Genomic DNA, 13,044 nt, shown 5'->3' on the forward strand with positions numbered 1-13,044 from the left:
TAATTATGCCATTTCTTATAAGAAAAAACAAGGGATTTTTTATACAAAAAAGCTTGACTTTGTGTTTTAGCTATGCTATATTACAAAAGTCTGAAGAAGAAAAAGAAAGCAGAGTATCCACTCTCACCTTAGCACAAATGGGTGACTAACGGTTTATAGAATGCAGTGAAGCGCACAGCGTTTTCATATGGAGATATCAGGTGGATAGTGTCTTTTGCTATCCGCTTTTCTTTTGCTCTGTAGATTCTTATTCATGACCATGAAAGCCGGAAGGCTTACGTGTTCTTTTCTTAAAGGAAATGGCCAAGGGGGCCCAAGAGTGTTTTATCAATATTATGGAGGTGCACGACTATTAGCGATTTAATGATCAACGAACAAATCAGAGACAAAGAAGTACGTCTTATTGGAGCGGATGGACAGCAGCTGGGAATCATGTCCGCAAGAGAAGCCCAGAAACATGCAGTGGAAGCCGGACTGGATCTGGTAAAGATTGCTCCCACAGCGAAGCCGCCGGTTTGTAAAATTATTGACTATGGCAAGTATAAGTACGAATTAGCCAGAAAAGAGAAGGAAGCTAAGAAGAAACAGAAAACCATAGAAATCAAAGAAGTGCGTTTATCCCCTAATATTGAGGAAAACGATTTGAAGACCAAGGTCAACAACGCCAGAAAATTCCTGCAGAAAGGAAACAAAGTGAAGGTGACTCTGCGTTTCCGGGGAAGGGAAATGGCACATATGCAGAGCAGCAAGCACATCTTAGATGAGTTTGCGCAGATTCTGTCCGACATTGCGGTGATCGAAAAGGCGCCTAAGGTGGAAGGCAGAAGCATGACTATGTTTTTGACAGAAAAACGTTAATAAGAAAAAGAGTTTAAGGAGGACATAAACATGCCAAAAATGAAAACTACCAAAGCTGCTGCAAAGCGCTTCAAAACAACAGGAACAGGTAAATTAAAAAGAAATAAAGCTTACAAGAGCCATATCTTAACAAAGAAATCTCAGAAGAGAAAAAGAAATCTCAGAAAAGCAACTATCACAGATGCAACAAATGTAAAGAGCATGAAGAAAATCCTGCCTTACATGTAATCTGGACAGTCGGCAAAGTTTCATTGAAAAAAGATTATCTTTAATATAGGAGGAAATTAAGAATGGCAAGAATTAAAGGCGGATTAAACGCTAAGAAGAAACATAACAGAGTATTAAAAATGGCTAAGGGCTACAGAGGAGCCCGTTCCAAACAGTATAGAGTAGCAAAACAGTCTGTAATGAGAGCTCTGGCAAGCTCCTATGCAGGAAGAAAACAGAGAAAACGTCAGTTCAGACAGCTTTGGATCGCTCGTATCAATGCTGCTGCAAGAATGAACGGTTTATCCTACAGCAAATTCATGCACGGCTTAAAGCTGGCGAACGTTGACCTGAACAGAAAAGTTCTGGCTGACATGGCTATCAACGATGCAGAGGGATTCGCAACTCTGGCAGAACTGGCAAAGAGCAAATTAGCTTAATAGATTTTTCAAGGGGTTGTTGCATTAGTCATATTTTCGATTTCGACTAATGCGATAGCCCCTTTTCGTATTTGACAAATTAGGGCATTTTGACTATAATATACTTAACAAGGGAGCCGGAAGGTGACTGCACTTCACCCGACCCGGCGTAATTTAAGATTTAGCTATAAGAGATAGCCGTTCCTAAACTTTGACGAGAGCAGGACGGCTATTTCTTATGGGTATAATTAAGAATGGCGATAATCAATAAAGCAGCGTTTACGATTAGACTCAATTCTTCATATGTACTCATAATAATCACCACCCTCCGTAAGGTCTCGGATTGGGTGAGAGCACGTCCCCCAGCTCCCTGGGTAAATATACGATCTTATCTTGAATACAGTATAAATATCTTTTTCCAGCAAGTCAATAACACCGTCTAGGAAGAATATCTATTCCCATCTATCCTAAATTTCATAAAAACTTAAAATCCCGTGTAAAAACCGCAGATGTCCGCATACTAATTTTGGCAGCTATTCAGTTCAGATTTTAGAAAGTTAATCTTGCGAAATTAACTCCAGTATGTTATGCTATTCGGGCATGTCAATTTATTAACAAACCTTTAATGGAGGAAAACAAAATATGCACAGAAATGAGACAAAAGGATTTCCGGGGGGGATTCATCCCACAGACGGTTACGATAAGTCTCTGACTATGGACATTCCGGTGCGGGAATACTGGCCGGAAACAGTGACGATTCTGGCAGAACAGTCTTTTCGCGCCCTCTGCGGCCTGAAGGTCAGGCCTTTGGACCATGTGCAGGAAGGAGAGCGGATCGGGGATCCGGAAGCCTTTATGGCGGCCCCTCTTCATGCCAGCGTCACCGGAGAAGTGATAGGGATCAAAGAGGCAGAGAATCAGGGGAGGGCTGTGACGGCCTGTGTGATCCGGCGGCTGGAAGACCCAAAGAGAGAGACCATGTCTTATGAAAAAGAGGGCGTCTCCCTGTCTGAAGTTGATTCGGAGAAGATTTTGGAAGGGCTTCGGGAAGGCGGACTTACCGGCATGGGAGGCGCAGGCTTTCCTGCATTCCGAAAATACGAAACGGATAAGCAGATAGATACTTTGCTGATCAATGGTGCGGAGTGCGAGCCTTTTTTGACCTGTGATTATCGTCTGATGCTTGAACAGGGACCTGCTCTGCTTAACGGTGTCCGGCTTCTTCTGAAAGCTTCCGGCGCTGGCAAGGCTTATGTATGTATTGAAGATAATAAGCCGGAGGCCATTGAGAATCTTCGGAAGATTTTGGAAAAGATGAGAGAGCAGGGGATTTTAGACCAGGGAGAAGAACTGGAAATAAAAGCTCTTCCTACAAAGTATCCCCAGGGCGGTGAGCGCCAGCTGATACAGAGTGTTTTAGGGAGAGAAGTTCCTATGGGAGGGCTGCCTGCCGATGCAGGAGTGATTGTTTCCAATGTGGGAACTGCCAAAGCCGCAGCAGATATGGTTCTGGGGAACAGACCCCTGACGTCCAGGATCGTTACGGTAACAGGCTGTGTGAAAAATCCGGGGAATTTCCTGGTTCCTATAGGCACTTCCGCCAAAGAACTGGTGGAACTATGCGGAGGAGTCACCACAGAAAAGAATCGGATCATTGGGGGAGGCCCTATGACAGGTCCCTGTGTGGCTTCCGACTGGAAGGGGGAAGAAGAGCTGTTTTACATTACCAAGAGCACTTCCGGTATCCTGGTCCTTCCGGACAGTCATTACGAAGAGCAGCCCTGTATCCGCTGCGAGGCCTGCAAAAATGTCTGCCCTGCAGGGCTTACTCCCTACCAGATTGATTTTGCCTTTTTAAAGGAGGACTATGATCTGTGCCAGAAGCTCTATGCCAGCGAGTGTATCGCCTGCGGCTGCTGTTCCTACATCTGTCCGGCCAAAAGAGAACTGACTCTTCGGAACAGACTGGCGCGAGATTTAGTGAAGCAGCGAATGAGAGAAAAGGCGGTGAAGAAATCATGAGTCCCACAAAAGTGATAAACGGTCCTCATCTGAGGACTGCCCAGACCACCAGGAACATCATGCTCCATGTTTCTATTTCCCTGGTTCCTGCTCTTCTGGGAGCAGTGTATTATTTTGGAATCCGGGCCCTTTATCTGACTGCTTTTTCTGTAGCAGTATGTGTACTGACGGAATTTCTGTGGCAGAAGATAACCAAAAAGCAGGTAACAGCAGGAGACTTCAGTGCGGTAGTTACCGGAATGCTCCTGGCCTTTAATATGCCTGTGACAGTGCCTGTCTGGGTACTTGGAGCGGCTGCTGTCTTCAGCATTCTGATCGTAAAGCAGATGTTCGGAGGCATTGGAAGTAATTTTGCCAATCCGGCCCTTATGGGAAGACTGATGGTCATGGTCTTATGGCCGGGGACAGTTATGGGATATACAGCTCCCAGAACACTGGCAGCAGACGCTGTTTCCCAGGCTACAGTTCTTGGTACGGTAAAAGCAGGAGGAGGGACGGGATATTCCTATCTTCAGATGTTTCTGGGAGAAGTTCCCGGCGCTATGGGAGAGACCAGCAAGCTTCTTCTCCTGGCAGGATTTGCCTATATGTGTTACATGGGGGTGGTGAATGCAGAGGCTGCCCTTACCTATATTGCTACAGTGACAGTCCTTACCTTTATTTTCGGTCCCAGCGGTCTTTTTACCGGAGACATTCTGGCCAACCTTTTTGGCGGCGGACTGATCATGGGAGGCTGCTATATGCTGACAGATTATGTCTTTGTATCCAGAAGAGGAAAACTTCTGTATGCTCTGGCAGCAGGTATCATTACGGCTGCCATCCGTATTTTCAGCACATATCCGGAGGGAATCTGCTTCGGGATCCTGACGGCTAACTGCCTGGCAGGAATTCTTGCCCTGCTTTACCGGCAGCAGGTATATGGAACAAAGAAAAAGGTGATTTAAAGGAGACGAATATGAAAAATAAAAATGTCAGAGGAATTCTTGCGTTGATCATCGTAACTGCTCTGTCCTTTGGAGTGATCGCAGGCTCTAAAGCTTTGGCAAAAGACCAGAGTGCGGACCAGGGACAGGACAAGGCCCAGATAACAGAGGAACTGGATGTGACAGAGACCGAAAATATCCAGTCAGCTGCCAGGACAGAGGATGGCTATCTGGTAACTGTGACAGAAGCCGGATACGGCGGCGATATTGTTCTGGAGGTATCCTTTGGGGAAGATAAGGCTACTGTGACAAATGTGGCAGTGACAGAACAGAATGAGACAGAAGGCGTTGGCTCCAAGATTACAGAAGAGGAATTTTTGAGTCAGTTTGCAGGGGCAAAGGCTCCGGTTTATCTGCCAGGTATGACACTGGAAGAAGATGCTGCCTCTGTTCAGGCGGAAGACCTGGAACTTCAGGACGGAACCTATGAGGCAAAAGCAGAGGCTCCTGACAATAATGGCTATACTGACCAGATGACGATGACTGTGTCTGAGGGAAAGATCACAGAGGCTGTATGGGATGCTGTAGACGGAGACGGAAATAAGAAAAGCGAGCTTTCTGAAAACGGTCAGTATGTTATGACCGAGGACGGACCTACCTGGGCGGAACAGTCCAAGGCTTTAGGGGAAGCGCTGGTTGAAAATCAGTCCCTGGCCTTTCTGACTATGGATAATCAGGGAAAAACAGATGCAGTATCCGGCGTGAGCATTTCTGTAGGGGGATTTGCCAAGCTGGCTCAGCAGTGTATCGACCAGGCATCCGGAAAAGCAGTCCTGGTGTTACAGGATGGAACCTATGAGGCTAAGACAGAAACTCCTGACAGCAATGGATACACGGATCAGGTGACCATTACAGTTGCTGACGGAAAGATTACAGAAGCTGTATGGGAATCTGTAGATGCAGATGGAAACAAGAAAAGTGAGCTTTCTGAAAATGGCCAGTATGTGATGACCGAAGACGGACCTACCTGGGCAGAACAGTCCAAGGCTTTAGGGGCAGCACTGGTAGAAAATCAGAATCTGGATTTTCTGACTACAGACAATCAGGGAAAGACAGATGCGGTGTCTGGCGTAAGCATTTCTGTAGGCGGATTTGTGAAACTGGCTCAGCAGTGTATTGACCAGGCTGGGGGAATGGAAAGCCAGGGAGGATCCGAAGGCCCACAGGAAGGAACAGAGGTAGATGGAGTATCCGGCGCCACCATTTCCTCCACAGCGGCTGTGAAAGGCATCAATGCAGCTTATGAATTTTTACAGACCATAGATTAAAGAAACGGGGGAACAGACATGAAATTAAAATATCCGGCAGAAGCCTTTGCTCTGGGTATTGTGCTTTTTTCCCGGAATATGAAGGAGGCCTTTGCAGGGGGAGTACTGGTGCTCCTGGCTGTGGTTTTCGCTGAATTTCTGAAGAATCTTTTAGAAAACTGGATACCTGTCTGGAGCCTCAGACTGTGTGTACTGATGGGCACAGGAGCTGTTACCGCCAGTGCTTTCCTGCTGGGCTTTACAGCCCTGGGGATCACTGTGGATAATGGTACATGGCTGATGACCGCAGTAATCGGGCTGTTAGCCGGAAAAACCGCTCTTTTCGGAAATCTGGAGGCAGATTACGGAAATATCTTTTATGAGTCCGGGATCCTCTGGGGATTCTGGATCCTGCTGGGAATCCTCAGGGAGTTCCTGACTCAGGGAACAGTCTTTGGAAACCTTCTTTTAGAAGAAGCACCTTTCTTTTCCCAGAGCTTTCAGGGAACTGCCCTGGGCTTTCTGGCAGCAGGATTGGCCCTGGCCTTTGCTAATGGAATCCTGAAGAAAAAATCTTCGGGAACTCAGAGCCTATTACTGGTGATTCCGGTGATCCTTTTTGCAAGGCCTTTTGAGATGGTTACCTTCGGAGGGATCGTTGCCTTTATCTGGACAGTAGGGGTTTCTGTACTTCTTTACATTTCCGTACAGAAGATTCTGCGGTTTTCCAATCCGGGACCTTATTTCAGAGGACTTCCTCTGGAAATGCTTTCCATGAGCTTTATTTATTTGATTTTGAGTATTTATTAAAAAAGGACTCTTCTGGATACCTTTTGGCATAGATGCCATCTAAGGGACCAGAAGAGTCCTTTTATATTCTATAGGACAGTCCGGAGGACTGTCCTATAGAATATAAAGCCCTCATACTATTTTGCAAGAGTGATCTCCTTTTCGAAATCTTCGCTGTAGTGGAGCTGGTAATCCTCTGTGATAAAGACTGCATGTACATCAGGGAGACTGTTGATCAGCTCCATGCCCTTGTCCAGACCCAGAGCAAAACAGGTGGTGCTCAGACCGTCTCCGTCTACAGACTCATCAGAGATGATAGTGACTGAGACCAGATTATTTTCATAAGGATATCCGGTGGAGGGATTTAAAATGTGGTGATACAGCACCCCGTCCTGTTCAAAGTACCGCTCATAAATTCCAGAGGATACCACGGACTTATCGGAAATTTCCATAACAGCCGCTGTTTCGCTTCGGTCTGCGAAAGGCATCTGGACGCCGATGCGGAAGGGGCTTCCGTCTGGCCGCTGTCCAACGCAAAGTACATTTCCGCCCAGATCGATAATGGCGCTTTCTACTCCCTCTTCCAGAAGATAATCTTTCATTTTGTCAGCAATATAACCTTTAGCAATGGCTCCAAGGTTGATTCCCATTCCTTCTTTTTCAAAACGGATACGATTGCCTTCCAGAGTAATATCCTCATAATTGATAAGAGGCAGAGCAGCCTTAATGGCTGAACTATCGGGAACGGTTCCCTCTCCCGAGGTGAAATCCCACAGAGAGGAAAGAGGCTCTATGGCAATATCAAAGGCTCCCTGGGACAGCTGGCAGTAGGAAAGTCCCCGGGAGATCAAATTGGCAGTTTCTTCCGACAATTCATAAAATCCCTCTTCATCCTGGGAAAGTTCGCCGTGATTCAGTCGGTACAGCTCACTGGTTTCTGTGGTAGGGCTAAGAAGATTGTCATATTTCCTGCATAATTCCAGGGCGCCGTCCAGAATGGATTCGTCCTGAGAGTCATAAAGGGTTACTGTAACAATGGTATTCAGTAAGTAATCGGTTTTGCTTATGGGCTCTGTTTCCCTCTCTCGATTTTGATATACCAGGGCAAAAGCCAGAAGCACTAAAAACAGAAGAATGACAGCCAGGACTGCCCGCTTGCTTTTTGTATTCATATAAGCTCCTTTAGTAAAAGATTCTGTTGACTTGTATTTACGGGACTTATTTTACGGGAAATGGAGGAAGTGTGTCAAGAATGGAGTTTGACAAACGAATGGCTTTGACATATAATATATTTAACAAGACAGCCGGAAGATAGAGCACACCTATCCGCCCGGCAAAAAATATCTAGCTTAGTAAGCCGCCTATCTTTTCCAGGGACAGGGCGGCTTACTTATTCCTCAAATTCAGGATTGCAACTACAAGTAATGCGAATGTAAGTAAAATCTGCATTTCCTCATATGTATTCATAAGCATCATCCTCCTGTCAAGACTCAGGCGGATGATATGCACGCCCCTCCGGCTGCCTGGGTAAGTATTATAGCATGACAGTATAATATAGACAAGAGAGACTACAAAACGAATAAGAGTCCTGGTATAAATATCCTGGAAACACGGGTGACGGAAGAAATCGGAACATAATAAGAGGCAGAGAGGTGATAGCAGAAAATAGGAGTAAGATTTATGGACTTATTTGATTATATGAAGGAACAGAATCTGGAACAGGAGGCCCCCCTGGCCTCCAGGATACGCCCTTCCACTCTGGAAGAAGTGGTGGGACAGGAGCATATCATCGGAAAGGATAAGCTGCTTTACAGAGCCATCAAGGCAGATAAATTAGGCAGCGTTATTTTTTACGGCCCTCCTGGAACAGGAAAGACCACCCTGGCGAAAGTGATCGCCAATACTACCAGTTCCCGGTTCCGGCAGATCAACGCTACAGTAGCCGGGAAAAAGGATATGGAGGAAGTAGTAAAAGAAGCCCAGAACTATCTGGGAATGTATGGGAAGAAGACCATTCTTTTTATTGATGAGATCCATCGGTTCAATAAGGGGCAGCAGGATTATCTCCTGCCCTTTGTGGAGGACGGTACTCTGATACTTATCGGGGCTACTACAGAAAATCCTTATTTTGAGGTAAACGGCGCTTTGATCTCCAGGTCCATTATTTTTGAACTGAAGCCTCTTACAAAGGAGAATATCGAAACCCTTCTGGACCGGGCAGTGACGGACAAGGAAAAGGGAATGGGCAGCTACAATGCAGTTTTGGAAATGGACGCCAGAGAGTTTCTGGCAGATATTTCCGGAGGAGACGCCAGAGCAGCCCTGAATGCTCTGGAACTGGGAATCCTGACTACAAAAAGAGGGGAAGACGGAAAGATCCATATTGACCTTGAAACGGCTTCCCAGTGTATCCAGAAGCGGGTAGTCCGCTATGATAAGACAGGGGACAACCATTATGACACCATCTCTGCCTTTATCAAGAGCATGAGAGGCTCTGACCCTGACGCCGCAGTATTTTACCTGGCAAAAATGCTCTATGCAGGAGAGGATATTAAGTTTATTGCCAGAAGAATTATGATCTGCGCCGCAGAAGATGTGGGAAATGCAGACCCTCAGGCTCTGGTAGTGGCTGTAGCGGCAGCTCAGGCAGTAGAACGGCTGGGAATGCCCGAAGCACAGATCCCTCTGGCTCAGGCCGTGACTTATGTGGCCAGCGCACCAAAGAGCAATGCTGCCTGTATGGCGGTCTTTGATGCTATGGAAGCAGTGAAGAGCACCAAGACTACCGTGCCTTCCCATCTTCAGGATGCTCATTATAAAGGCTCAAAGAAGATGGGCCATGGCGTGGGATATCTCTACGCCCACGATTATCCAAATCATTACGTGGAGCAGCAGTATATGCCTTCGGAGCTTTTGGGAAAGAAATTCTATCATCCTACAGAGAACGGATATGAAAAGAACATACAGGAATATTTTCGGAAAATCCATGGGGAAACCGATTGAAGTTAATAGAGTAAAGTGATAAAATCTGTAGTTAAGAATGGGGGTAAAACTATGAGAACCTTTCAGAAATCGTCAAAGTTAGAGGATGTATGTTATGACGTCCGGGGACCGGTGCTGGACGAGGCCAATCGTATGCAGGAGAGAGGGATCGATGTATTGAAACTGAATCTGGGAAATCCTGCGCCTTTTGGTTTTAACGCTCCGGAGGAAGTAATCCTGGATATGATCTATAATCTCCGGGAATCCCAGGGATATTCAGATTCTAAAGGGATTTTTTCCGCAAGAAAAGCAATTATGCAGTACTGCCAGTTAAAAAAGATCCCAAATGTGACCATTAACGATATTTATACAGGAAACGGAGTCAGTGAACTGATCAGCATTGTGACCCAGGCCCTTTTGGATACTGGAGATGAGATCCTGGTGCCTTCACCGGATTATCCGCTGTGGACCGGCTGCGTTTCTCTGGCAGGAGGAAAACCTGTTCATTATATTTGTGATGAGGAATCAGACTGGTATCCGGATCTAGAGGATATAAAAAGTAAGATTACAGACCGGACCAAAGCCATTGTGATTATCAATCCCAATAATCCTACCGGTGCAGTGTATCCGGAAGATGTTCTGCTGAAAATTGCAGATATTGCCAGGGAACATGAACTGATGATATTTTCAGATGAAATCTATGACCGGCTGGTGATGGACGGAATCAAGCATACTTCCATCGCAGCCCTGGCTCCGGATCTGTTCTGCATTACCCTGAACGGTCTTTCCAAGTCCCACATGGCTGCAGGATTCCGGGTAGGCTGGATGGTATTGAGCGGGGCCAAGGAGAAGGCGAAAGATTATATAGAAGGGCTGAATATGCTTTCTAATATGCGTCTGTGCTCGAATGTACCGGCTCAGTCCATTGTCCAGACGGCGCTGGGAGGATACCAGAGCGTAAACGAATATCTGGTGCCGGGAGGCAGGATCTACGAACAAAGAGAATTTATTTATAAAGCCATTAATGACATTCCGGGGCTTTCAGCAGTAAAGCCTAAAGCAGCTTTTTATATTTTTCCGAAAATTGATGTAAAAAAATTTAATATCTATGATGATGAGAAATTTGCCCTGGATTTCCTCAGAGAAAAGAAGGTTCTGGTCACACATGGAAGAGGCTTTAACTGGGGAGCGCCGGACCACTTCCGGATCGTATATCTGCCCAGGGTAGAGGAGCTGAAAAAAGCCACGGATAAGCTGGCAGATTTCCTTAAGACCTATCGCCAGTAAGAGAAAAGAAAACAGGGAGTTGGATCATGCATTTGTTTAAAAATCATCATGAGGACAGAGAAGAAGAACATGATTTTTCCAAGGGAAGTGTGGCAGGGACCATTCTCCGTCTGGCTCTTCCCTTGATCGTGGCTCAGTTTATTAATGTATTGTATAATATCGTAGACAGAATTTATATCGGAAGGATTCCCGGAGCCAGTTCGGCAGCCCTTACAGGAGTAGGGGTTGCTTTTCCAATTATAACGGCAATCACGGCCTTTTCCAATTTGATAGGCACCGGTGGTCCGCCTCTGTGCTCCATCGCCAGGGGAAAAGGCGACGAGGACCGGGCAGAGGGAATCATGGGGACTTCTTTTACCCTTACCCTGATTACCGGGGTACTGCTGATACTGGTGGGAATGGCGGTAAAGGATCCCCTTCTTTACGCCCTGGGCGCCAGCGATGCTACCTTTAGATATGCAGATGATTATATCAGCATTTACCTTCTGGGCACTGTTTTTGTTATGATCAGCCTGAGCATGAACGGCTTTATCAACTGCCAGGGATTTGCCAGGACCGGTATGCTTACGGTGCTGATCGGAGCTGTGATCAATATTGTGCTGGACCCGGTCTTTATTTTTGTATTTGGCATGGGAGTGAAAGGGGCTGCCGTTGCCACAGTCATATCCCAGGCTGTTTCCGCCATATGGGTGGTAAAGTTCCTTACAGGGAAACATACCCTCCTTCGTATCCGGTTTTCCAGAATGAAGCCGGATTTCAGATATGTAAAAGAAATCCTGGCTCTTGGCCTTTCCGGATTTATCATGGCGGCTACCAACTGCGGCGTCCAGATTGTCTGCAATGTGACCCTTCAATCTTTTGGAGGAGACGCTTATGTGGCGGTTATGACCATTGTAAATTCTGTAAGAGAAGTATTAAGCGTTCCGGTAAGCGGACTGACTCAGGGTTCTCAGCCTGTGATCGGATTTAACTATGGAGCAGGAGAATACAAGAGGGTAAAAGCAGGAATCAAGGTTATGGCGGCCATTGGCATTGTGTATACCACACTGGCCTGGATCATTACCATGCTGATACCGGGAGTCTTTATTGCTATGTTTAACGGAGGAGAGGAGCTGATGGAAATTGGAGTTCCCTCCATGAGGATATACTTTTTCGGATTCTGCTTTATGTCCCTGCAGTTTGCGGGGCAGAGCGTATTTACGGGGCTGGGAAAAGCCAAACATGCAATTTTTTTCTCACTGCTGAGAAAAGCGGTCATCGTGATTCCTCTTACCCTGTGGCTGCCCCATGTGGCAGGGCTGGGTGTAAATGGAGTTTTCCTTGCAGAACCCATTTCTAATTTTATCGGAGGCACCGCCTGCTTTGTTACCATGCTTTGTGTGATGTGGCCTGCTTTGGCAGAGGAAAAAGAGCGGGAAATAAAAAGAAAAAAACAGATTGGATAGGGAGAGATTATGGACCAGTTAGAAAAATACAGAGAAGAACTGATGGCCTGCAATGAGAAAATTCTGGAGGGACTGCTGGAGAGAAACCAGGTTGTGGAAGAGCTGATGGCCTATAAAGAGAAAAATAAAATGCCTATGCTTCAGCCTGACCAGGAAGAGAGGCAGCGGGTCTGGCTGGAGAGAAAGCTGGAAGGCCACAGACACAAACAAGAAGTAGAGGATGTTTTTCAGGCAATCCTGAAAAGTAGTAAGAAGATACAGGCCAGAAAGCTGTTTTCCTACAATATTGTGCTCATCGGATTTATGGGTTCTGGAAAATCTACGATTTCTGAGTATCTTCATACATTGTTTGACATGGAAATCATAGAAATGGACCAGATGATCGCCAAGAGAGAGGGAATGAGTATTTCTGACATCTTTGAAACAAGGGGAGAAGAATATTTCCGGAACCTGGAGACCAGCCTGCTTATAGAAATGCAGGAACGGACCAATGTGGTGATCTCCTGCGGCGGCGGCGTTCCCCTGAGAGAGCAGAACGTAGTGGAGATGAAGAAAAACGGAAGGGTTGTCCTTCTCACAGCCAGTCCTGAGACAATTCTGGAGAGAGTAAAGAACAGTCATGAGCGCCCTCTTCTGGAAAATAATAAAAATACAGAATTTATTGCCGGACTGATGGAGGAACGCCGGGAAAAATATAAGGCTGCAGCGGACATTATTGTGGCTACAGACGGAAAGTCAGAACTGGAAATCTGTGAGGAACTGGTAAAGAAGCTGCTGAAATTTGACAAAAACTGTAATTATTGAC

12 protein-coding genes are annotated in these 13,044 nt (G+C 46.2%); 11 read left to right on the forward strand and 1 reads right to left on the reverse strand.

Annotated features, from left to right (window positions below):
• Window positions 1-363: 363 nt before the first annotated feature.
• The 7 genes from infC (at window position 364) to B5G33_RS05635 (ending at window position 6,546) form a co-directional block, all read left to right on the forward strand.
• A complete protein-coding gene (gene infC, locus B5G33_RS05605; RefSeq protein WP_087269081.1) occupies window positions 364-858 on the forward strand; it encodes a translation initiation factor IF-3 in 495 nt (164 codons plus the stop codon).
• 30 nt (window positions 859-888) lie between these two features.
• A complete protein-coding gene (gene rpmI / locus B5G33_RS05610) occupies window positions 889-1,086 on the forward strand; it encodes a 50S ribosomal protein L35 (protein WP_087269077.1) in 198 nt (65 codons plus the stop codon).
• 62 nt (window positions 1,087-1,148) lie between these two features.
• A complete protein-coding gene (rplT, locus tag B5G33_RS05615) occupies window positions 1,149-1,505 on the forward strand; it encodes a 50S ribosomal protein L20 (protein WP_087269075.1) in 357 nt (118 codons plus the stop codon).
• 621 nt (window positions 1,506-2,126) lie between these two features.
• On the forward strand, window positions 2,127-3,506 hold the full coding sequence (gene rsxC, locus B5G33_RS05620; protein WP_087416982.1) for an electron transport complex subunit RsxC: 1,380 nt from the start codon (window positions 2,127-2,129) through the stop codon (window positions 3,504-3,506).
• Window positions 3,503-4,450, forward strand: coding sequence for an RnfABCDGE type electron transport complex subunit D (locus tag B5G33_RS05625; RefSeq protein ID WP_087416983.1), 948 nt, complete (start codon window positions 3,503-3,505; stop codon window positions 4,448-4,450). Before rsxC ends, B5G33_RS05625 begins: the two co-directional genes overlap by 4 nt.
• 11 nt (window positions 4,451-4,461) lie before the next feature.
• Window positions 4,462-5,757 (forward strand): FMN-binding protein, encoded by a 1,296-nt coding sequence (locus B5G33_RS05630; RefSeq protein ID WP_087416984.1) that lies wholly within the window; start codon window positions 4,462-4,464, stop codon window positions 5,755-5,757.
• A gap of 18 nt (window positions 5,758-5,775) precedes the next feature.
• On the forward strand, window positions 5,776-6,546 hold the full coding sequence (locus B5G33_RS05635) for a hypothetical protein (protein ID WP_087416985.1): 771 nt from the start codon (window positions 5,776-5,778) through the stop codon (window positions 6,544-6,546).
• A 116-nt stretch (window positions 6,547-6,662) separates the two neighbouring features.
• Here the strand turns inward: B5G33_RS05635 and B5G33_RS05640 are convergent, their stop codons facing one another.
• Window positions 6,663-7,697 (reverse strand): FAD:protein FMN transferase, encoded by a 1,035-nt coding sequence (locus B5G33_RS05640; RefSeq protein WP_087416986.1) that lies wholly within the window; start codon window positions 7,695-7,697, stop codon window positions 6,663-6,665.
• Between the two features lie 508 nt (window positions 7,698-8,205).
• Here B5G33_RS05640 and B5G33_RS05645 point away from each other — a divergent pair.
• The 4 genes from B5G33_RS05645 to B5G33_RS05660 are packed head-to-tail and all read left to right on the forward strand — an operon-like array spanning window position 8,206 to window position 13,043.
• Complete coding sequence (locus tag B5G33_RS05645) at window positions 8,206-9,528, forward strand: replication-associated recombination protein A (protein WP_087269056.1); 1,323 nt, start codon at window positions 8,206-8,208, stop codon at window positions 9,526-9,528.
• 51 nt (window positions 9,529-9,579) lie between these two features.
• Window positions 9,580-10,794: an aminotransferase class I/II-fold pyridoxal phosphate-dependent enzyme gene (locus B5G33_RS05650; protein WP_087269053.1), complete on the forward strand. Its 1,215-nt coding sequence runs from the start codon at window positions 9,580-9,582 to the stop codon at window positions 10,792-10,794.
• A gap of 26 nt (window positions 10,795-10,820) precedes the next feature.
• Window positions 10,821-12,239, forward strand: a complete 1,419-nt coding sequence (locus tag B5G33_RS05655; protein WP_087416987.1) for an MATE family efflux transporter — start codon at window positions 10,821-10,823, stop codon at window positions 12,237-12,239.
• Between the two features lie 9 nt (window positions 12,240-12,248).
• On the forward strand, window positions 12,249-13,043 hold the full coding sequence (locus B5G33_RS05660; protein ID WP_087269047.1) for a shikimate kinase: 795 nt from the start codon (window positions 12,249-12,251) through the stop codon (window positions 13,041-13,043).
• The last annotated feature ends 1 nt before the right edge of the window (window position 13,044 follow it).

Origin of the sequence: Blautia sp. An81 (assembly GCF_002161285.1) — a bacterium.
Lineage (GTDB): Bacteria > Bacillota > Clostridia > Lachnospirales > Lachnospiraceae > Blautia > Blautia ornithocaccae.